Genomic DNA, 23,318 nt, shown 5'->3' on the forward strand with positions numbered 1-23,318 from the left:
CATACAAACACACAAATGAACAATTTTAATTGGGTCGCGGCTAAGGATTATTATGTCCTTTTTAAGTCGAAATACCTACAGCATTTTAAAAAACTAGCAGTCATTTTATTATTGACGCTTAGCTTTACAGAGGTGTTTTCCCAGCAGCCAGCTAAAAAGGAAACTCCTCCGCCCTTGCCGAGCAGGCAAATTAGCGGTATTGTAAAAGACAGTACAGATTTAGGAGTAATAGGTGCCACGGTTAGTTTAACATCGGATAAGGATACCTTAAAAACTTCCACCAATAGTGATGGTATCTTTGTTTTCAAAGACGTGAAATCTGCAACTTATACGCTTGTTGTGCAAAGTATAGGCTATGAAAAATCGCCAGTTATGCGTTTTAAACAAAATGATATCATTCCGAGGATTGTAATGGATCCCATTATGCTTAAAGAGCAAAAAAATACCTTAAACGAAGTTGTCATAAACGGTACACCATCTGTAACCTATAAAACGGATACAGTTGAGTATAAAGCCAGTGATTATGTGGTAAGGAAGAATGCTACGGTTGATGAGCTGTTAAAGAAGATGGAAGGCATGGAGGTCGGGACCGATGGAAGTTTAGTTCATCAGGGCGAAACAGTAGCCAGAGCTAAATTGAATGGTAAGGAATATCTTGGGGGGGACATCGCAAACGCAATTAAAAACCTTCCTGCAGAGATCGTTGATAAAATTCAGATTGTGGATGATTATGGTGATCAGGCGGCTCGTACAGGAGTTAAGGATGGAGATCCTCAAAAAATACTGAACATCACCACCAGAACGGATAAGTCTGTTGGTAACATGATGAATTTGAATGCCGCTGGAGGTAGTAACGAGAGAAAGGAAGCTGGATTATTCACAACGCGAATTAATGGAAATCAACAGATGGGGTTAAATGGCAATTATAAGGATGTAATCAATCTCAACGCACTTAGTGGCTCGACAACGAATGCAGATGCCAGATTCAGTTTGCGTGACAAAATCGGAAAAAAGATAGATTATAACTTGAATTACCAATTTACTAATTCCAATGGTGATAATTTGAATGAGACCGAATCATTAAGTAATATAGGCGGTGGGAAAGATAATCCAGATGGTGGTCAATTGTTCTCTAAGAATACAAGCAATAGTTTGCAGAAATCGAAAAATCATACGTTTAAATTTGAATTCGAAGTAAACCTTGATTCAAATGATTACCTCAAAGTTATCCCGACTTTCAATTATAGTTCTTCTGATAATAATAGCGCCTCCACGGTCATGCAAAGAGGAAGCGACATTGCTTTGAAGTTGGATCAGGATCGTAACATCACGAATAACAATTCCAGAACAGCACCTGAGTTCGGTATTTCGGCCTTTTATCAACATACCTTTAAAAAATACAGACGAAATTTTTCTACACAGATAGATCTGAATAAAAATAATCAAGATAACGAGCAGGATAGATATAACTTAACAACTATTTATCTTGAAGATCTAACTACGAAAGAATCGATACTTAATCAAATCATCGCACGTAAGAATATGCGTGATAATTATCGTGGAAGTATGACTTACGTGGAGCCTCTTGGAGTCAATACTCAATTTGAAGTGAATGCACAGGTAAATTATAATGGATACGATAATACTGCTACTACAAGAAATATTCTAGCAGATGGCCTTTCTGATGTCGTAGATTCATTGAGTAACATTTATAATTATTCGTTTACACAGGGGAGGATTGCATTGAATTTTAGATATGGAATGGCAAATACCTCCAAAGTTCGTTTTTCTGTTGGTATAACTGGTGTACCGTCATTACTATCCGGTACTAAGCAAAGCCTCGGAACTACGACAAATCGTAGCAGTTTTAATCTAATTCCTATCGCTAGGTTCGAGTATCGTTGGACTAGACAGCAAAAAATGTCACTAAACTATTCAGGAAATGCAGTTGAGCCAACTTTTGATCAGATACAGCCAGTAAGGGATGTTACGAATCCAAATAATCCAATTATTGGTAATCCTAATCTGCGTGCTACTTTTGTGCACACGATAAGAGGTGATTATAATAATTATATCGCAAACTCGAAGCTCAACTTTTCATTAAACACAAATGGGTCTTATACGGAAAATGCTGTAATCAGAAATGTACAACTCGTTGATAATCCAGATCCAAATCTCGCCGGAAGTAAAATTAACGAAACGCGCTTTGTAAACGTTAGTGGAGTATACAGATTGAATGGTAATTACAACATCAGTAAGCAGCTCAACAACAGAAAGTATAATTTGCAACTCAACGGGTCAGCCAGCTATAGCCATAACCTGAGTATGAGGGACGGTATTTTGAATACGACTAATATCACCTCTTTAAATCAACGTTTTGGCCCGAAAATCAATCCTACAGAATGGTTTGAGATCAATGCCGATATCGGATATAAAATTGATAAATCTGACAATACAACACCTGGTTTTGTTAACAATACGATCAATACACTTTCTCTTAATCTAGATGGACGGATCTATTTATGGGACGTATGGATGTTCGCTTACAATGGTAGTAAGCAGTACATAGATGGGGTAGTTGGAAATACGAATAATAGACCGTTAGTGATAAACGCAAGTTTGGAGCGTCAGCTGTTTAATCGCAGAGGTCAGATCACTTTTCAGGCATTTGATATTTTAAACCAGAATAATACGCTTAGTTATGATCAATTAGCCGATGGTGGCTATACGAACACAAGGGTAAATCCTATTAGTAGATACTTTATGTTGAAGCTTAGTATGAGATTGCAAAAATGGTCTGGCGCCCAAGGACGTGGCGGTAGAGGTATTATGCGTAGAGGAGATGGAAGCTTTATGTAAACAATCTTAAATCCATTTTATAATTATAAAACACCCACTGAAGGCAAAATCAGTGGGTGTTTGCGTTTATAGGATTGTAACACTTTTATGACGGACTTTCAATTATATTGTTAAATTTGTCTTAAGCAGACGTAAAATCATGGATTATAAGCTCTTATCTGATGATGAATTGATTGTCCTTTTTAAGGGCAGCTGCGAGCGCGCGTTTAAAGAAATATACTTGCGTTATTGGCAGCAGGTATATCGTCTAGCCTATAGAAAGGTACATCATAAAGAGCTAGCCGAAGAATTAACCCAGAATTTGTTTGTTGAGCTTTGGCGAAGAAGAGAAACTGTTGCTGTTCAATCTCTGGGTGCTTATCTGTTTGGAAGCTTAAGGTACAGCATCATCAATCACTACAAGTCTCTGCTTGTTCAGGAGAATTATCAAAACTATATAAAGGCATCTAATAATTTTGGTGTAGTAAATAACACCGATTATTTGTTGATGCTTAACGAACTTTCTGATGCCCTTGCCAAAGGGATTGCATTGTTGCCTAAAAAAACTGCCGAAGTATTTAGAATGAGCCGCATGGAACATCGTTCTGTAAAAGACATCTCTAAGCAGCTTAATATCTCCGAAAAGGCCGTAGAGTACCACATCACCCAATCGCTAAAATACATCCGTTTTTACCTTAAGGAGTATCTTTTTTTAGCATTGATTATCCGGTTCTTTTTATAAGCTTTAATTTTTTTGAATTATTTTTTAGGGATAGCTGCCACTTAGCTTACATGTTTTATAAAAGCTATAAAAATGAGCAGAGAAGCATTTCATCTATTACTAGAAAAATACCTGCAGGACAGGTGTACAGATGAAGAAAAAGAAATTGTTGAGAAATGGTATGGGATGTTGGATAAGCAGGACATGGAGGATGTGGATGCCACTGAAATAAATATGTTGGAGCAAAAACTCTGGGAAAGGGTACATAAGGACGCCATTACACCAGTTGTTAAGTTCTCTCCATCGCTTAGGATATGGGCAGCTGCCGCAATTGGAGGGTTTATACTACTTGCAGGTTATGCGTTTTTTGTGAATCAAAGCAAAGCACCAAAGTTTATGGCTTCGTTGGCTTTAAACCAACTTAAGGAGTACAGGAATAGCACAGATAAAGAGGTGCTGTTTAAATTGGAAGATGGGAGCCAGGTTACCCTTCAACCTAACGCTAGTTTGAAATATCCAATACATTTTTCAAAATCTCTTCGCGAAGTATCCCTTGAAGGGGAAGGTTTTTTTCAGATCAGCAAAAATCCGGAAAGACCATTTCTGGTGTACAATAAGAATGTCATCACCAGGGTAGTAGGTACCAGCTTTATCGTAAAAAACAATGGTGGGGGGAATGAGACGGAGGTAATCGTTAAAACAGGGAAGGTAATTGTTTCAGCGAATTCAGAAAACCTGACTTTCAATATGAAGAACCTGTTAAAATCAAACCATGAGGTGGTGCTTAGCCCAAATCAAAAAACAGTTTATAATGCAGCAGAAAATACTTTTGCTACAACGCTGGTAGATCGACCATTACCAATTGATCTAAAAGAAAATAAGCAAGTAATTAAAGAAAGCTATTCATTTAATGATACTCGTGTAGCGGAGGTCTTGAATCGTCTGCAAATAGCCTATGGAGTCGAAATTGTAGTGGAAGATAAAGCTTTGTACAATTATACGTTTACCGGCGATTTGTCTGAGCAAAGCCTGTACAATCAGCTGGATTTCTTATGTGAGTCTATAAAAGCCAACTACCGTGTAGAAGGCACGAAAATAGTTATTTCAACAAACCAATAAACAAAATCACCTAAACTTAAACCTAACCAGCTTATGAAAAGAAAAGAATTTTACTAACCAAAAGGTCAAAAAAAAACTGACAATGTTGCGGGACATTGCCAGTTAAAGGATTCTGTACGAAATTTTCACATTAACGAACAAAACTTCTAAAGTTATGAAAAAAAAGCGATTTGTTGCTTTAATAAAAATAGCAATGAGATTATCTATAGCCCAAATATTTCTTGTAACTCTGTTTACTTGTAGTGCTGCAGCAAAAAACGCCGGCGCTCAGGAAATATTGAATAAAGAAATTTCCCTCAGTGTTAAAGAGGGAAGGATCGCAGAAATTTTAAAAGAAATACAAAATAAAACTAAAGTTAAGTTTATCTACAGCCCATCTGTAGTTAAAACGGAACGTAAAACATCTGCCAATTATATTAAAACACGGCTTGGAGATATTCTTGACGAGACATTAAGTCCATTAAATATCTTTTACAAAGTCATAGATAACCGGATTATACTATATGATAAGTCGACCTTGAAAAAGGGAAACCAGTTAAATATAGAACAATTGCAGTCACCTGTTAAGGGTAAAGTAAGCTCTGCTAAGGGAGAGAGCTTACCGGGCGTAAGTATAAAAGTAAAGGGAAGCACTACAGCTACTATTACTGATTCAAATGGGAATTATGTCATCAATGTTGCTGAAGGGAATGTTGTTCTGGTATTTTCCTACATCGGATTTATTCGGAAAGAAGTAGTTGTTAACGGACAAAAGGTTTTAAATGTGCAGCTTACTGAAGAGGAAACTTCTTTGGGAGAAGTTGTAGTGATGGGTTATTCAACTCAAAAGAAGAAAGACCTTACCGGCGCTGTTTCTGTGGTAAATGTTGCCGATATGATTAAACAACCAAGTGGCTCGGTAAGTAACCTGCTGCAAGGTCAGGCTTCTGGTGTTACTATTTTAGGTTCCGGACAACCAGGTGAAGAACCTCAGGTGCGCATACGGGGTGTAAATACATTTGGTAACAACAATCCGCTTTATGTAGTAGATGGTGTACCCACCCTTAATGTTGCAGATATCAATCCAAATGATATCGAGTCTATGCAGGTACTTAAGGATGCCGGAGCTGCTTCAATCTATGGCTCAAGGGCTGCCAATGGGGTTATCGTAATTAGCACCAAGAAGGGAAAGGATAAAGTAACCGTAAAATACGATGCTTATTATGGTACACAACGTCCCAAAAGTGGAAATGTATGGAATATCTTATCTCCTCAGGATATGGCAAACCTAAAAAGGCTGGCGGAAACAAATTCAGGAGAACATGATTTTGACGATCCGTTATATGGAAATGGACCAACTTATGTTTTGCCAGATTATATTTATCCTTTAGGAGCTAAAGAAGGGGATCCTTCAGTAAACCCATCATTGTACAAAGTAAAACCTTTATTTACCTCGCAGACTGAGTACGATGATTTTTATAGAATTAATAAAGCCAATAAGGCTGGTACCAACTGGTATGAAGAAATATTTAATCCGGCGCCAATCACCAGCCAGAATATTGCGGTAAGTGGGGGCTCCGATCAAGGTAGTTACCTCTTCTCTGTAAACTATTTTGATCAGAAGGGAACGTTGGATAGAACTTATTTAAAACGATATACCATAAGATCCAATACACAATACAACATTGGTAAGCATATCAGGGTAGGCGAAAATCTGGCTTATAGCATCACCAACAATCCACAGATAGAAGGCTTAAGTGGTGATAATGCCATTGGGCATGCCTTTCGTGAACAACCAATAATTCCTGTACATGATATTATGGGGAATTTTGCTGGTAGTTATGGCTCCCAGCTCGGCGATGCATTTAATCCGGTGGCTATGTTGTATCGTACTAAGGATAATAAAGCGGCCGATAATAGGTTGTTTGGAAATATCTTTGCAGAAGCAGATCTTTTCGACGTATTTACACTACGCACTACATTCGGCGGTGATTCCTATTCAGGCTCTTCACATTCATTTGTGTATCCTCAATATGAAAATAATGAAAACAACATCAATAACAGCTATTCGGAAACCTCGTATACGGGTTTAGAGTATGTATGGACAAATACGCTGACATTTAATAAAACCTTTAATAAACATAATCTAAAGGTGTTGGTGGGTACAGAGTATTTTAAAAACCGTTACAGTACCATGAACGGGAGCAATAGGGGATATTTTTCATTTGATCCAGATTATACCAACCTCTCGACAGGAAGCGGACCAATGGAGACATCAAGTTCCAGAACAGCCGATGCCTTATTTTCTTTAATTGGAAGGTTGGACTACAATTTTAATGACAAATACCTGTTGGGTGCTACCATTAGAAGGGATGGTTCTTCTAAATTTTTAGAGAATGTATATGGCTGGTTCCCAGCTGTAAGTGCGGGTTGGAGAATCTCCAAAGAAAGCTTTTTGACTGATGTTCCATGGCTTACAGATTTAAAGTTAAGAGGTGGATGGGGGATCATGGGTAATCAGCTTAATGTAACTGGTGGAAATTCATTTATTACCTATGGCAGCGCCATAGCGCAGTCTTATTATGCTATAAATGGGGGGAACAATATTGTTTCAGGTTTTTATCAAAACCAGATTGGCAATCCCGGCGCTAAATGGGAGAAGAATATAAATTCGAATATTGGCTTTGATGCTACTTTGTGGGGCGGGAAATTGGAGATTTCTGCAGATTATTACCGCAAAAATATTCGGGATTTATTGTACAATCCTGAAATGATAGGTTCAATAGGTTCGGCCACCGTTCCTTTTGTAAATATTGGTGAAATGAAAAATGACGGTTTCGATGTTTCGATATCTGGCAACACCAATTTAAGCAGCAATTTTAAAATAAATGGAACGGCCACAATCACTACTTACCGCAATACGATTCAGAAGATCTCTGCTGATGCTAAATATTATGATATTGATGCCCGTAGGTTTGATGGGAGTAACATCATCAGAAATGCAGTAGGGCAGTCCGTAAGTGAATTTTATGGATATAAGGTAGTTGGTTTTTGGAACTCGGATGAAGAAATTGCCGCAGAGAACGCACGCGCTCAGGCTGCAACAAATGATTTAACAGCCGTTTATCAAAATGATATAGGTTTAGGGCGTTTTAAATATGCTGATGTAAATGGCGATGGAAGGGTAACTGCTGATGACCGTACTTTTTTAGGGAATGCAAATCCAGACTTTAGTTATGGACTCAATTTAGGCGCAGCTTATAAGAATTTTGATTTTAGCGTTTTCTTTTACGGCGTACAAGGAAATTCAATTTGGAACCAGGTAAAATGGTGGACAGATTTTCAATCTTCCTTTAAAGGTGCAAAAAGTTACACTGCACTTTACGACTCATGGACTCCAAATCACAAAAATGCAAAAGCTCCAATACAAGAAACGGCACAATCATTTAGTACAAACAGTGTCCCGAACTCCTATTTTGTCGAAAAAGGATCTTATTTGAGATTAAAAAATGCACAGATAGGTTATACTTTGCCAGCGGGTAAATTAGAGAAATTGGGCATTAACAAATTGAGGGTTTATTTGTCGGGAGCCAATCTATTTACGATCACCAAATACGCTGGTGTAGATCCTGAGATTGGGATTTCAAGTGAAAATTCAGATAAAACAGGTGGAAAAACGGCTTATGGAATTGACGATGGATCATATCCAAGTCAGCGTACCTTCCTGCTAGGTTTAAACTTACAATTTTAATATTTAAACTCATGAAAAGATCAGCATATATATTAATGGTACTATTTTTTACCATACAATTTTACGCGTGTAAAAAGGCGTTGGAACAGCCTCCTTTGGGTTCACTGAGCGAGCCTATTATTGCCAATAAAAATGGAGTTAATGGATTGCTTATAGGTGCTTATGCAGCCCTTGATGGTATGCAAGGTGGTGATCAGGCGCTCGGTGGCGGCGAGGCCTGGCATGCTTCACCAACCAATTGGGTATTTGGATCGGTAGCCGGGGGAGATGCCTCGAAAGGTAGTGATGGGGCCGATCAGCCAGCCATAGATCCAATCGCTAATTTTTATTCGGATGCCAATAATGCCTATTTCAATGGGAAATGGAAAGCCCTATTTGAAGGCGTAGCTCGTGCAAATAATGTATTGAAGTTTTTGGCAAGGGCTACTGATGTGAGCGATGCCGAACGGAAAAACCTTGGTGCTCAAGGGCGCTTTCTTCGTGCTCACTATTATTTCGAGCTTAAAAAAATGTGGAACATGGTACCTTGGATTGATGAAAATACCGTCGTTTTTAATCAACCCAATAATACAGATTTGTGGCCAAAAATAGTAGATGATTTAAAGTATGCTTACGATAATCTTCTTCCAACCCAATCAGACTTGGGGCGGGCAAATAAATGGGCAGCAGGTGCATACCTTGCAAAAGCTTATATGTATCAGCATAAATATTTAGATGCTAAACCCATATATGATCTCGTAATTGCGCAGGGAACTACAAGTTCTGGTTTAAAGTATGCGCTAAATGAAGAGTTTGAAGACAATTGGAGGCCAAGTCGGGAAAATAACCCCGAAGCGGTGTTTGTGATTCAGATGGCTGCAAATGTAGATGCTTCTGGGCCATCAAATGCGAACAATGGTGATATGTTGAACTTCCCGTATGGTGATGGAAGTCCCTTTAGCTGTTGCGGCTTTTTTCAACCATCTATTGATATGGTGAATCATTTTCGCACCAACCCGGCTACAGGATTACCATATCTGACAGATTATAATAATTTTCCAATAAAAACGGATATGGGGGTAGAGGCAGATGAGGATTTTACACCTGACGCAGGTACACTTGATCCACGGCTTGACTGGACGGCTGGGCGCAGGGGGATTCCGTACCATGATTGGGGGATTTACCCGGGTAAGCCTTGGGCTAGGGATCAAAGTTATGGCGGACCTTATGGTCCAAAGAAGAATGTTTATTGGAGCGAAACGGCCGAAGTTGATGGAGACCAGGGGACTTGGGCTCCTGGCACCGCTATCAATTATTCAATTATCCGATTTGCTGATGTATTGTTGATGGCTGCAGAATGTGAAGCGCAGGTGGGGAGTTTAGATAAGGCACAAAGTTATGTGAATTTAGTTAGAGCAAGGGCTGCGAATCCGGTAACCTGGCTATATAAGTACGAGGATGATCACGATCCAGGGACTGGGTTTTCTCATGAGCCTGCTGCTAATTATAAAATTAATCAGTATCCTCTTGGTAATTTCTTAGCTAATGGTAAAGATTATGCATTAAAAGCGACTTATTACGAAAGGAAAATTGAACTGGCTATGGAGGGACATCGGTTCTTTGATCTTGTTCGTTGGGGGATAGCGGATCAGGAATTGAATGCCTATTTTAGCTATCAAGGTAGTATCACTTCGGATGTGAGGAGAGGTAAATTTGTTAAAGGTAAAAATGATTATTACCCAATACCACAACGCCAGATCGATTTGAGTCAAGCTCAGGGCGCTGCGGTGTTGAAACAAAACCCAGGATACAACTAATCAAAATATACATAAATGAATCAACCACAACGTTTTTTGTCCCTTGATGTATTTCGGGGAATGACCGTTTGTTTCATGATCATCGTGAACACACCGGGAAGTGGTGCAGAACCATTTGCCATGCTGCAACATGCTGCATGGCATGGTTTTACACCTACAGATCTTGTCTTTCCATCTTTCCTATTTGCCGTAGGAAATGCGATGAGCTTTTCAATGAAGAAATTTGCACAGATGGAAAACGCTGCTGTACTGGCAAAAATATTCAAACGTACGCTCCTCATTTTCCTCATCGGCTATCTGATGTATTGGTTTCCTTTTTTCGGATACAATGAAAGTGGAGGAATAAGTTTATCTCCTATATCACACACGCGTATTTTTGGTGTTTTACAGCGGATAGCCCTTTGTTATGGTCTCGCGTCCCTTTTGATTCACTACTTCAGCACCCGAACTGTGGTGCTGATTAGTGTTTTATTTTTAATTGGCTACTGGGCAGTCTTATTGTTATTTGGAAATGCAGCAGACCCTTATAGCATGATTGGAAATGCAGGTCAATACCTGGATTTGCACCTGTTGGGTGATCAACACCTTTACCATGGTGATGGGATTGCATTCGATCCTGAAGGAATATTGAGTACCATACCTGCTTGTGTAAATGTGATTATTGGTTATTATGCCGGTAGATTTATTCAGGAAAAAGGGAAGGGCTACGAAACCATTTCCAAATTGTTACTGGCCGGTGGATTACTGATTTTATTGGCCATTTCTCTTAATGGGGTATTTCCAATCAATAAAAAATTGTGGACAAGTTCTTTTGTCTTGATCACTTGTGGACTTGACCTGGTTATTATTGGAAGTTTGATTTATGTCGTTGAAGTAAAGTCTTATATGAAATGGACTAGCTTTTTTACTGTTTTTGGAAAAAATCCATTGTTTATCTATATTGTATCCGAAATATTGCTCATAATCATTAATACGCTTTTTCCTAATTCAGATTTTAACAGATGGATCAACAATAATTTTTTCCAGGCAATAGCACCGGGAGCCTTAGGTTCTTTGCTCTTTGCCATTTGCTTTATGCTTGTTTGCTGGGTTGTGGGCTATATCCTCGACAAACGAAAAATATACATACGTGTTTAATTATTTAATCAAATGAAGAAATTTTGTGCCTTAACCATGCTGATGTTCTGTAGTTTTATGATTGCCGATGCACAGTCTGTATCCAAATTTAACGTAAGTAATCTTCACATCACCCGAGAGGTGTTGAATAATGTCGGAGATCAGACTTTATCAGTGTTAACCATCACCAACAAGGGGAAACAAATATTTCCTGCAGCAGGCTGGACACTTTATTTCAATTCCAGACCATTAAATGTTGATGGTCCTGATGCTACTGCTGCAAAAATAAAACAGGTAAATGGAGATTTGTTTCAGTTGCTGCCTTTAAATGGCTTTGCTGCTTTAAAACCAGGTGCATCGGCCAAGATCAAAGTACTTTCAACGGAAGTTAAAAATAAAACCGATCTGTCCTCAGGTTTTTACCTGGTATGGGATCATGCGCCATCAAAAGGATACAATATCGAGCTTACCAATATTAATCCGGTAGCCCAGGTTGACAAACTCGAAATTCAAGTTGCCGAACATACTTTCCATCAAAATAAAACAATAAAAGATATTCCGCTGACTAACCTTCCAAAGATTTTCCCAACACCAATTTCATATCAGGAAACCAAAGGTGTATTTAAGCTAACGCCTCAGGTTGCAATAGTTGCGGATAATACATTTAAAAAGGATGCTGGACTTTTCGCTGAGGAACTGTTAAAGGTTTTAGGCAAAAAGCCAGTGATAGCTGAGGCAGGTACAACAAACGCTATTATCCTTAAAAAAGGAGTAGTAAGTGGTGCGGAGTCTTACAAATTAAGTGTTACGCCGCAAAGAATATTGATTACTGCAAATGATGCCGCTGGTGCATTTTATGGCCTGCAATCTTTAAAAACATTATTTCCTCCTACATCATGGGGAGCTGTCCAAAAGGAAATTGGAGTACCTGCGGTAGAAGTTGAGGATGCGCCAAGGTTTGGATTTCGCGGTTTTATGATGGAGGTGGCTAGAAACTTTCAATCTAAAAAGGAGGTGTTAAAAGTGCTGGATCTGATGGCGCTTTATAAAATGAACGTACTCCATTTTCATTTAAACGATGATGAAGGTTGGAGATTAGAGATTCCGGGCTTGCCAGAACTGACTACGGTTGGGTCGCAGCGTGGACATTCAGTAGATGAGATGACCTGCATTCTTCCATCTTATGGATCAGGTGCCGATAAAGGTGTAAACTCTGGAAGTGGGTTTTATACACGTAATGATTTTATTGAGATTCTTAAATATGCAACTGCACGTCACATTCGTGTGGTACCTGAAATTGAAACTCCGGGACATGCCAGAGCTGCCATAAAATCAATGAATGCAAGGTATGCGCGGTTTATGAAAGCAGGTAAGAAAGAAGAGGCTGAGCGTTATCTGTTGCGTGATTTAAATGATAAATCGGTGTACGAGTCTGTTCAGGGCTTTAATGATAATGTGATCAATGTGGCGCTTCCTTCAGCTTATAATTTCCTTGAAAAGGTAGTGGATGAAATGCGAGCGATGTATGTAACTGCAGATGCCCCATTGGCTACCATTCATTTCGGAGGTGATGAGGTACCTGAAGGTGTTTGGGAGAAATCTCCATTAGTAGCAGAGTTGCTTAAAAAAGATCCTTCAATTAAAGGGGTTGATGAAATGTGGCATTACTATTTTAATAAAATTAATACCATGCTTAAATCCAAAGGCCTTTATTTGTCTGGCTGGGAAGAGATCGGTTTGAAAAAAGCGCTAGTAAACGGTCAAAAGAAAATGGTATTGGATGAGCGCTTTACCAAAGAAAACTTTCATGCCGATGTATGGAACAATTTGAAAGGTAATGAAGATCTGGCTTATAAAATGGCCAATGCCGGTTATAAAGTTGTGCTTACTCCGGTAACTAACCTTTACATCGACATGGCCACCACTAAAAGCTTTGAAGAAATAGGTCAGTACTGGGGCGGATACGTTGATGTGGATAAGCCGTTTTATTTTATTCCTTATGATATGTTTAAAAATATACAGGAAGATGAGCGTGGTAATCCGATAGACAGAAAAAAATTGGAAGGTAAAGAGAAGCTTACTGAATTCGGTAAATCAAATATAGTTGGTATGCAGGCCCCTTTGTGGAGTGAGATTATAAAAAGCCCTGAAAGATTTGAATATCTGTTATTGCCAAAGTTATTTGGTATTGCAGAAAGAGCTTGGTCTAAGGACCCAGAATGGGCTACAGAAGCAGATCCAGCTAAAAGTACTGCCTTGTACAATCAGGCTTGGTCGGAGTTTGTGAATATACTAGGGAAAAGGGAAATGTCACGATTGAATCATTATTCGGGTGGTTTTAATTACAGGATTCCTACTGCTGGAGTGGTGGTTGAAGGGGGGCAGGTAACAGCGAATGTTCAGCTGCCTGGTTACATTATCCGCTATACTACTGATGGAACTGTACCAACGGTGAAAAGCCAGGTATATTCAAAATCAATTCAATCAAAGGGAACATTGCAATTTCGCGTATTTAATACTGAAGGAAAAGCAGGACGTTCTGTTAAGGTTTTTAATAAGTAACCTCTAAGTTAATTTGTTAGCTCTTTGTTTAGAGACTGTGCCTTTTTGTACAGTCTCTTTTTTTTATGTGTTTGGTTAATGTTGTTGTCGTTTTTAGTTGATATTATTCTTATTAAGAAAGTGATAGTGTGTTTTTTTGAACATTGTATATTGTTTTATCTCCATTATTTATTATTGTAAAGTGTTTTATTTATTAATTGTATTTTTATTTAATATAAAGTAATATTTGGTTGTGAAGTAAAACAATGTTTTTGCGACGTATTATTACATTTCGCGGCATAAACTGATATTTTACGACATGCTCCATTTTTTATTGATTTTATTGCTTTTTTGTATTGTAAGTTATTTATTGTAAGATCTTTATGTATTGATTTGTGGCTGAGGTTTAGCTCCGGTAATCCTCCACTTGTTATTCGGTTAGGGCCTATAATAAACAGGTACATCATAGGTACATGATAGGTACCTCATAGGTGTAAACACCTTCTATGTAGGGCTGAGGTACCTATCATGTACCTAAAAGGTAGGTTCTTGTCTTAGAGCGAAGTACTGGTGTTACTTTTAACTAATAGTAGAATGCTGTTTAATAGCTCAAGTAGGCAGCGCTTTTTTATTTGAAATAGGAATTGTTCCATATTTGTTACCTTTGTTTAGGGAATTAAGGTATGGAAACCAAATATGAATCTGCGTCGGACACTGAACTTGTCTGTTTACTCAAGTCTGGGAACAGATCGGCATATACCGAAATATATAACAGATATAAGTTTATCCTCCATACCCATGCCTATAAATGGATGCGGGATAGAGATGAAGCCATGGACATTATCCATGAGCTCTTTACTTTCTTATGGGACAAACGAGAGAGCATTCAATTCAGCACCAGCCTCTCCGGTTATCTTTACGTTTCCTTAAGGAATAAAATTTTCAATAGGGTATCGCGTAAAAAGTTAGAATCACAATATATTACCTCCCTTCAAAGTTTTATAGATAGAGGCGATTGTATCACGGATCACCTGGTTCGAGAAAAAGAGCTGACTAATCTTATTGAAAAAGAAATTGCCGCACTGCCTCAAAAGATGCGTGAAGTTTTTGAGCTTAGTCGTAAATCGAACTTAAGTCATAAAGAAATTGCCGACCAATTGGGACTTTCCGATCAAACTGTAAGGAAACACATTCAGCATGCGCTTAAAATTTTAAGGACAAGACTAGGTTTAAACCTGTTCCTGTTTACATTGTGAGTTAAATTCGCATTTTTTAAAATTATTTTCATTTTTATTTACCCCATGGGGTTAAGTTGTTTGTCTTCCATCATATAAGCACGATAAGGTGCTTTAGACTATGGGGAAAATAAGGGCAAAAGTGCTGTTAGCAAAATATGAAGCGGGTGAGTGTACTGAGCAGGAGAAAGCTTTATTGGAAAGTTGGCATTTAAGTTATCCGCTTGATGCGGTAGAAAATATAAGTCTCGATGAGCAGGCACAAGATCTGGATCAGGTGTGGAATATGTTGCAGCCGGAGACTAAGCCAGTAACTAGAAAGTTGACCTTGTGGCCTAAAATTGCAGTAGCGGCAGCCATAATTGTTGTTGCTGGTATTGCCTTGTTTTTCTACCTCCAACAATTAAATCCATTTCAACAAACAAATAAGTTAGCGTCAGATTTACTTCCGGGCAAAAACAATGCTGTGTTAACCCTGGCTAACGGGCAACAAATAATACTTAACGAAACTGCTAATGGAGAGATAGCAAAACAGGAAGGGATATCAATCACAAAATCTGAAGACGGGACGATTATTTACAATATCGACCAGTCTGTACCAGAGAAAAAAGCGCAATCGGGAGTGTTGTTATACAATACCATTTCTACCCCAAGAGGAGGCAAGTACCAGTTAAACCTGCCTGACGGAAGTAAAGTTTGGCTAAATGCGGCATCAATGTTAAAATTCCCTGTAGTATTTGCTGCAAATGAACGTAGAGTAGAGTTGATTGGCGAAGCTTATTTTGAAGTAGCTAAAAATAAACATCAACCGTTTCACGTTAAAACAGCGCAACAAGAGTTAAAAGTTTTAGGAACCCATTTCAATGTGAATGCATATAGTGATGAAAAAGAGGTTAAAACAACCTTGTTAGAAGGCTCGGTAAAAGTTGTTACGCTAAGCAAACAGTCAAATGCAAAAATACCGGAGGATGTGGTATTAAAGCCCGGTGAGCAAGCTACTTTGATAGAAAACCAGCTTAATGTTACTCATGCCGATATAGGAGAAGTGATGAGTTGGAAGAATGGGATGTTTGAGTTTAATAACTGCGACTTAAGCACCGTTATGCGTCAGGCTTCAAGATGGTATGATGTAGACGTGGTTTACGAAAGTGGAATCCCAAATGTAAAATTTAGTGGAGAAGTATCAAGAAATGTAAATGCATCAGCTTTTTTAGATATGTTAAAATATCTTGATGTAAAATTCAGCATAGAAAAGATTGGAAGTAACAGAAGTAGAATTGTTGTTTCTAAATAACCGTAACATGAATCAATTATAACCTTAAACCAAAACAAATGAAAAGACATTTACATCCAAATTAAAAGACCAGGAGGTAACTGAATAAAAAAACCGGGAAAAGTGTTGAAGCACCTTACCCGGCATAGACTCGGATTGCAGTCCTTGTCACCGTTCGGTTAACTATTCTTCAGTTTATCCTGATTAAAATCAGGATGAAAAACATGTAGCAACAACGATTACTATTATCAACCTAACCTTACAAATGTATGTATTTTATTAATACTTCATGTGGTATGGGTAAGCCTCGGGTTACACCATACTTTAAACCATTTGTGGACGTTTATAAGTGGATTTCGCTTATACAACCCGCAACGAGAAGACAGATTATTATGCGAATTAATTTAATTGCAATTTTGCTCACCCTGTCGCTTATGCAAGCTGCAGCCAGTAGCTTTGGTCAGCTGGTCACACTACATAAAAGAGATGCGAGTCTTAATGAAGTGCTTAAAACAATACGCAATCAAACCAACTATACTTTTTTATACAATAGCAAGCTCCTTAAGGATGCAAAGCCTGTATCTGTTAATTTAGAAAAGGCAACCTTGGAAGAAGCATTAAAGGCTTGTTTTGAGAACCAGGATCTTACTTTCAAAATCATTGAAAAAACAGTACTCCTTAAAAAGAAAGAGATCGGTCTGTTGGATAAAGTAGCAAATTACTTCAGCGCAATAGATTTGACAGGTAAAATACTGGATGAAGGTGGTAAGCCACTGCCGGGGGCAACCATTCGAGTTAAAAATACCAACAGAACCGTACTGACCAATGAGAAAGGCGAATTTGAATTGAAAGGGGTAGATGATAAAACCATATTGGTGATCTCTTTTCTTGGCTATACTACAAAGGAGGTTTCCGCAAGCAAAGCGAACCCACTTGTAATTCGTTTAGACATTAATCCTTCAGAATTGGTTGAGGTATCAGTGGTATCAACAGGTTATCAGAAAATACCTGTTACTCGTGCTGCTGGGTCTTACGTCGTAGTGTCTGATAAGGCGATGGCAGGAAAACTGCAAACTAATATTATGGAAAGGTTGGAAGGTATGGTTGCCGGTTTAACTTCGTTTAAAAGTGGTAGGGATGATAAACCGAATATCCAGATCAGGGGTGTATCGACATTAACTACTAATTCGATGATGCCTTTATATGTTGTTGATGGAGCACCTTTTGAAGGTGATATACAGGCGATTAATCCTAGTGATGTTGAATCCGTTACTGTATTGAAAGATGCTGCAGCAGCTTCTATTTATGGAACTCGCTCAGCTAATGGTGTAATTGTAATTACCACAAGAAGCGGTAGCAAGGGTAAGCTAAACATAGGGTATAATGCAACTGCAAAATTTGTAGGCTTGCCGGATAGGGCTTATGCCAATAAAATGAGCAGTGCTGAACTGGTTGATTTTCAAAGAGAAATGTTTAACAAACGTTCAGGTTCGTTTGCATCTATAGATCCCCGTAAATCAATGGTAGAAACTTATCGTTTGTTTTATGATGCGAGGCAAGGTCTTATTACGGAAACTGAGCTGCAAAAACAATTGGATGTTCTTCGCAACAGAGATAGGTATGATCAGGTGGTGGATGAATTTTTACGTAAAACGTCAATTACCCAACAGCACAATCTGTCATTTTCAGGTGGGTCAGATTTTTATAAATACAACCTTTCCGGAAATTATTTGGCTAATGCACCTTACGAACGCGTACAAACTAACAATAGGATAGGGTTTAACTTAAAAAACAGTTTTAACTTCACGAAATGGGCAACTGTAAATATTGGGGTATTGGGAAGTAACACCAAAAACGATTACGACAATGGTACTTCTTTAGCTCCTCTTGCAGGAACGACTATTTATACTCCTGGAATGGGGCTCTTGAATACAGGTAAGGCTTCTTTTTATATGCTTAGGAATAGCGATGGTAGCTTGGCGACCAACTGGTTGAACTCGAAATCACCGTTTGAAATAAATCGTTTAAATTCATTGGGACTTCAGGATGAAAATTATAATCCGATTACAGACCTTAATAAAAGTCACCTCACCAATACCAGTAAATACTTAAATCTTAATGTTTCAGCTAATTTAAAGCTCATGGATGGGTTAAATTTAGATTTACTTTATCAAAATGAGAGAACAGAGCTGTATTACAAACAATTTTATAGTAAAGACGCCTACAGGGTAAAAACAATGATTAATGATGCTACCGTAAAAGACGTAAAGCAGACAAAGATGATCCCCGTAGGTGGACAGATGAATGAACAAAGGGGGGATCAGAACTCCTACACAATTAGGGCGCAGTTGAATTATAATAAAGAGTTTAACTCGAAACATCGTGTTGATGCAATTGTTGGAACTGAAAAAAGAAAAATTGTTGGTTCTTCTACCAATATCTATAAATATGGATACGACGATTTTAGTTTAAACTATAAGCCAATCGATGAACAACTTTTAAGTTCGGCTGTCCAAAACACGCAGGCTTTATTTGATCAGTTTAACTTTCCCAAAGGAGATCTCAGGGCTGAAAAAGGTTTCGTAAGTACAGATGATCGGTATGTGTCTCTTTACGGAAATGGCTCATATACCTATGACAATAAAATTACAGTTTCGGGTAGTATCAGAGTTGATCAGTCTAATCTTTTTGGAACAGATCCTAAATATCAGTTCAAGCCATTTTGGTCAGCCGGATTACTTTATGTAATTGCTGAAAATAAGATGAACTGGTTGGACCGTGTTGCGGTACGTGCTACTTACGGTGTGAGTGGAAATGTGCCTAAAAGAGGTGGTCCATATATGATTTCTGTTTCTAATGGCAATAATGGTTTGACAGGTGAATCACAGGATAATATTTCAAGTCCACCTAATAATGGTCTGCGTTGGGAACGAACCAACGTAACTAATTTTGGTTTGGATTTTAGTGTACTTGACAGACGTTTGTATGGTTCGGTAGATGTGTATAATAAATCAACTAACGATTTGCTGGGTGATTTGAAATCAGATCCAACATTGGGCTGGAATTCATTAGTGCTCAATTATGGTAGCATGACAAACCGTGGCGTAGATGTTAATTTAAATGGTAACATTATAACCAACACAGATTTTAGATGGTCAACCGGGTTAAATTTCAATTATAACAGAAACAGGTTAACCAAGCTTGAAAACACTTCCAATACGGTTGGCTTTTATCTGAGCGATATTCAGAATAGAGTAGGTGTACCAATGGGGGCTTTATATAGTGTTAGGTATGCAGGTTTAGATAGTCAAGGTAATCCGAAGGCATTTACTGCCGATGGAGTAGAAGTTAGTTCGACTGATAAATTGAGTGTAAAGGATTTAGTTTATAATGGTACAACAATACCTCCATATTCGGCATCCTTGCAAAACACTTTAAGCTATAAAGGTTTTGATTTGTTCTTTATGTTTATCTACTATGGTGGAAATGTAATGCGTGATGTAACTGCACCATACTTAACTAAACTTGCAGAGTTAAACTATACCACTAACATGGAAAGGTCAGCTTTAACTTATTGGAAAAAGGCAGGGGATGAGTTAATTCCGGGGATGGCTCCAGCATTTAGCATTGTAGGTGGTGCAATAACCAATATATGGGAAGCTAGTGATCAGAATATTCAAAAAGCCGATTACATTAAGCTAAGAGATGTTACGTTGAGTTATAATTTTACAGGTAATTGGATGAAAAAGAGTTATTTACAAAGGATGCGTTTAAGCTTGCAGGTACAAAACGCATGGAGATGGGCTGCTAACAGAAATAACCTGGATACAGAGGTTTGGAATGGTACAAAACCTATATCACCTACCAGAGGTACATTGTACCCAGCTTCTTATACAATCGGTCTTTCCGCTAATTTTTAATTGAATCTCATCATGAAGAAAATATTTATATTATTCGTCGCATTCACAAGTATAGCTGCTTCTGGATGTAAAAAATACCTCGATGTTAAACCGAAAGGGTATACCATTCCTTCAACTTTTGACGACTATCAGAAATTACTAAATAATCAATCGTTGGCAGGACTTTCCTCGCCTTACGCTAATTTTTTAACGGATAACCTCCGTGCAGGTGAAGTCAATGATCCTAACAGAGCCACCGAGTATCCGATAATGGGTTTAGAACTGCGTAATTTGTATGAATTTAAAGGAGGAGCAGTTTTTGACCAGGCAGCTGCCGATCCATTTTGGGAAACTGCTTATGCACATATTTATGTTTATAATTCGGTAATCAATAACATAGAAAAGGTACCTGATGGAACAGATGCCAGTAGAAAACAATTGAAGGCTGAGGCTCAGATAGGTCGTGCTTTTGAATACTTAACATTGGTTAATGGTTATTCAGCACATTATAGCCCAACTACTGCGGGAACTGATTTGGGAGTTCCGATAATCTTAACAGAAGATATCAATGCACCGTATACAAGACATACAGTAGCCGAAGTGTATACACAGGTTAAAAAGGATCTTGATGAAGCTTTGCCAAATTTATCTGCTACAGTACCTAATATTTTTCACCCGAGTAAAAGTGTAGGTTTTGCCTTTTTGAGCAAGATGTACCTATATATGGGAAATTATGCTGAAGCTTTGAAAAATGTGAAAGAAGCACTTAAAATAAATAGTGCTTTGATCGATTACAGCTTGTACACCACAAAGAACGGGACCACTTTTGGTAGAGTATGTACTAAGGCGAATGCCTTGGTGACCTTCCCTGATGGATATAAGAGTGTTGAGAGCATTTGGGCACGTGTTCCAGGTTCTGCTAGCTTATCTAGTTTAGATGCAAAACTGTATGCAAGCGATAATTTAATCGCTACTTATAGGGTCAATCTTCCTGTAGGAGCAACAGATCAACGTCTGGCACTCTTCTTTTGCGATGGACAATCTAATTTCGGCTCTGCACCTGTATTATTTCCTGGAAGGTTCTTGTGGGCACCCTATATACAACCTAACCTTGGTTTTAGTACCCCAGAACTTTATTTAATCGCCGCAGAATGTGAAGCCAGAATCGGAGATAGGAATATAGCGGTGGGCTATCTGAATACCTTACGCAAATCGAGGATTATCAATAATATAGATCTATCAGCAGCTACCAATGATATAGCTTTAGCGCTCACGCTTGATGAACGTAGAAGAGAAATGCCTTATTTAGGTATTACTCGTTTAATAGATTTAAAACGTTTAAATATAGATAGCCGTTTTGCTAAAACGGTAATGCATCAAGTTGGAGCTCAGTCTTACTCGTTACCTCCAAATGATAACAGGTATATTTTGCCTGTACCACCAAAAGTGCTTGATTTTAATCCTACTATACCTCAGTATCAACGTTAAATTTTAAAATTAACTGATCATTATGAAAAACATATTCACCTTTCTTTTTCTGTTTGTGGCCATAGGCTCATATGCGCAGGAAGAAATTCATTTCAACAGCTCCTGGAGCGAAGCGAAGGAAAAAGCAATTCAATCAAAGAAGCTTATTTTTATTGATTGTTACACTTCATGGTGTGCCCCGTGTAAATGGATGGAAAAGAATGTATTCATCCAGCCTGCCGTTTACAAGTATTACAATGACAACTTTGTGAATTTAAAGGTTGACATGGAAAAGGGCGAAGGTATTGAGATGCGTAAAAAATATAACGTACAATCTTTCCCTACTTACTTGTTTGTAAATACCGCAGGTGATGTGGTGCATCGCACCGCTTCCAAGATGGAGGCTGAAGCTTTTCTTGCTGAAGCAAAGAGAGCAACCGATCCAAAAAGAAATACAGCGGCGTTGAAAGATAAGTTCGACAAAGGAGCCAGAGACCTGCCTTTCTTATTGGATTATTATCTTGCGCTGGAGCGGGCTGATCGCAATACTGCCAATCAAATCAGTGCAGAGATTGTGGCTAAAGTTACTGAACCAGGATTAAACACAGAGCTGGGTTGGAAGATCATAAAGGCTTTGGCAAGAACTGAAAGCGATAAATTGGGCGCACACTTTATGGCCAATCAACAGGCTTACAACAGTTGGAGTAAGTTGGAAGATAGAGAGCAGCTTAAGGATCGTTTAATTACGAGCGCCATGTATGGTTTGATGAGGACTGGTGACGAGCAGGTTTTTATGGACAAACTGGCTTATTTCAAGAAGTCGGATAAAATTGGTCGTAAAAAACAAGGTGTAATGTTAGAGGCTGAGTATTATCTTGAAAAGGGAAGGACTGATGATTACGTGAAGCTAACGACTGCAGCCTTGAAAAATGAGTTGAAGGATGACTCGGAGAAATTGAGTTTTCTGGCTAGAAGGGCTTCGGGAGGTAAAATCGGTAATGATCAGGCCTCACCAGCTATTTTGCAACAGGCATACCTGATGGCTAAACGTGCTGTCGTGCTTGATCCGGAGGAATATAGTATTCAGTCAACCTTTGCATATGTGTGCCTGGCGATGAAAAAGAAACCAGAGGCACTTGTAGCAGCAAAAAAATCAAGAGAACTGGCAGATGCTGAGACTTCTAAAATTCAAAAGCTTGCTCAGGAATTGTTGGATAAAGTTGAAGCGCTGTAAATGTAGCGTAAGCCTTAAGTTTTATAATTAAAAAAGCCCTGCTGATTTATTCGAGGGCACTGAAAAAGTCCTTTTAAATATTTGGAGTCCAAAAAGAGCAGAAGAACTATGGTTATCTGCTCTTTTTTTGTACCTTAAAAGTAGGTTTTAAAAGGTGCCCAATGTTAGCTCATCAACAAAAGATTCAATTCAGTGCCTACTCAGGATTGTATGATTTGATCATTCCCAAAGACAATTTACTTCGAAAGATCAACGATCTAATAGACTTCAGTTTCATTTATGATGAACTGCTCGAGAAGTACTGCCACACCAATGGACGTACTGCGGAGAGTCCCATCCGTATGTTTAA

At 38.4% G+C, this 23,318-nt stretch carries 12 protein-coding genes and 1 pseudogene; all 13 read left to right on the top strand.

Going from position 1 to position 23,318, the window contains the following annotated elements; all coding sequences use genetic code 11:
- Nucleotides 1-15: 15 nt before the first annotated feature.
- A complete protein-coding gene (locus tag FBD94_RS21700; protein WP_136881757.1) occupies nt 16-2,859 on the top strand; it encodes a beta-sandwich domain-containing protein in 2,844 nt (947 codons plus the stop codon).
- Between the two features lie 139 nt (nt 2,860-2,998).
- Nucleotides 2,999-3,580, top strand: coding sequence for an RNA polymerase sigma factor (locus FBD94_RS21705; RefSeq protein WP_136881758.1), 582 nt, complete (start codon nt 2,999-3,001; stop codon nt 3,578-3,580).
- 72 nt (nt 3,581-3,652) lie between these two features.
- Nucleotides 3,653-4,678, top strand: a complete 1,026-nt coding sequence (locus tag FBD94_RS21710; RefSeq protein WP_136881759.1) for a FecR family protein — start codon at nt 3,653-3,655, stop codon at nt 4,676-4,678.
- Between the two features lie 193 nt (nt 4,679-4,871).
- Nucleotides 4,872-8,408, top strand: coding sequence for a SusC/RagA family TonB-linked outer membrane protein (locus FBD94_RS21715; protein WP_205945926.1), 3,537 nt, complete (start codon nt 4,872-4,874; stop codon nt 8,406-8,408).
- A gap of 11 nt (nt 8,409-8,419) precedes the next feature.
- A complete protein-coding gene (locus FBD94_RS21720; RefSeq protein ID WP_136881761.1) occupies nt 8,420-10,204 on the top strand; it encodes a RagB/SusD family nutrient uptake outer membrane protein in 1,785 nt (594 codons plus the stop codon).
- A 15-nt stretch (nt 10,205-10,219) separates the two neighbouring features.
- On the top strand, nt 10,220-11,341 hold the full coding sequence (locus tag FBD94_RS21725; protein WP_136881762.1) for an acyltransferase family protein: 1,122 nt from the start codon (nt 10,220-10,222) through the stop codon (nt 11,339-11,341).
- Nucleotides 11,342-11,353: 12 nt separating this feature from the next.
- Entirely contained in the window at nt 11,354-13,882 is a 2,529-nt protein-coding gene (locus tag FBD94_RS21730; RefSeq protein ID WP_136881763.1) for a family 20 glycosylhydrolase, read from the top strand.
- Between the two features lie 662 nt (nt 13,883-14,544).
- The gene (locus FBD94_RS21735) at nt 14,545-15,117 is read left to right on the top strand and encodes an RNA polymerase sigma factor (protein ID WP_136881764.1); all 573 of its coding nucleotides are present in this window, start codon (nt 14,545-14,547) and stop codon (nt 15,115-15,117) included.
- Between the two features lie 100 nt (nt 15,118-15,217).
- A complete protein-coding gene (locus FBD94_RS21740) occupies nt 15,218-16,390 on the top strand; it encodes a FecR family protein (RefSeq protein ID WP_136881765.1) in 1,173 nt (390 codons plus the stop codon).
- A gap of 248 nt (nt 16,391-16,638) precedes the next feature.
- Nucleotides 16,639-20,289, top strand: coding sequence for a SusC/RagA family TonB-linked outer membrane protein (locus FBD94_RS21745; protein ID WP_136881766.1), 3,651 nt, complete (start codon nt 16,639-16,641; stop codon nt 20,287-20,289).
- A gap of 12 nt (nt 20,290-20,301) precedes the next feature.
- A complete protein-coding gene (locus FBD94_RS21750) occupies nt 20,302-21,756 on the top strand; it encodes a RagB/SusD family nutrient uptake outer membrane protein (RefSeq protein ID WP_136881767.1) in 1,455 nt (484 codons plus the stop codon).
- Between the two features lie 22 nt (nt 21,757-21,778).
- Nucleotides 21,779-22,969 (top strand): thioredoxin family protein, encoded by a 1,191-nt coding sequence (locus FBD94_RS21755; RefSeq protein WP_136881768.1) that lies wholly within the window; start codon nt 21,779-21,781, stop codon nt 22,967-22,969.
- 161 nt (nt 22,970-23,130) lie between these two features.
- Nucleotides 23,131-23,318: pseudogene (locus tag FBD94_RS21760) on the top strand (IS5/IS1182 family transposase); the annotation flags it as partial.

Source organism: Pedobacter hiemivivus, assembly GCF_005144565.1.
GTDB lineage: Bacteria > Bacteroidota > Bacteroidia > Sphingobacteriales > Sphingobacteriaceae > Pedobacter > Pedobacter hiemivivus.

Excerpts from the sequence above, each read along its gene's own strand:
- FBD94_RS21740 (WP_136881765.1), top strand. The coding sequence starts at position 15,218 with ATGGGGAAAATAAGGGCAAAAGTGCTGTTAGCAAAATATGAAGCGGGT.
- FBD94_RS21755 (WP_136881768.1), top strand. The coding sequence starts at position 21,779 with ATGAAAAACATATTCACCTTTCTTTTTCTGTTTGTGGCCATAGGCTCA.
- FBD94_RS21735 (WP_136881764.1), top strand. The coding sequence starts at position 14,545 with ATGGAAACCAAATATGAATCTGCGTCGGACACTGAACTTGTCTGTTTA.
- FBD94_RS21710 (WP_136881759.1), top strand. The coding sequence starts at position 3,653 with ATGAGCAGAGAAGCATTTCATCTATTACTAGAAAAATACCTGCAGGAC.
- FBD94_RS21715 (WP_205945926.1), top strand. The coding sequence starts at position 4,872 with ATGAGATTATCTATAGCCCAAATATTTCTTGTAACTCTGTTTACTTGT.
- FBD94_RS21700 (WP_136881757.1), top strand. The coding sequence starts at position 16 with ATGAACAATTTTAATTGGGTCGCGGCTAAGGATTATTATGTCCTTTTT.
- FBD94_RS21745 (WP_136881766.1), top strand. The coding sequence starts at position 16,639 with ATGTATTTTATTAATACTTCATGTGGTATGGGTAAGCCTCGGGTTACA.
- FBD94_RS21750 (WP_136881767.1), top strand. The coding sequence starts at position 20,302 with ATGAAGAAAATATTTATATTATTCGTCGCATTCACAAGTATAGCTGCT.
- FBD94_RS21725 (WP_136881762.1), top strand. The coding sequence starts at position 10,220 with ATGAATCAACCACAACGTTTTTTGTCCCTTGATGTATTTCGGGGAATG.
- FBD94_RS21705 (WP_136881758.1), top strand. The coding sequence starts at position 2,999 with ATGGATTATAAGCTCTTATCTGATGATGAATTGATTGTCCTTTTTAAG.
- FBD94_RS21730 (WP_136881763.1), top strand. The coding sequence starts at position 11,354 with ATGAAGAAATTTTGTGCCTTAACCATGCTGATGTTCTGTAGTTTTATG.
- FBD94_RS21720 (WP_136881761.1), top strand. The coding sequence starts at position 8,420 with ATGAAAAGATCAGCATATATATTAATGGTACTATTTTTTACCATACAA.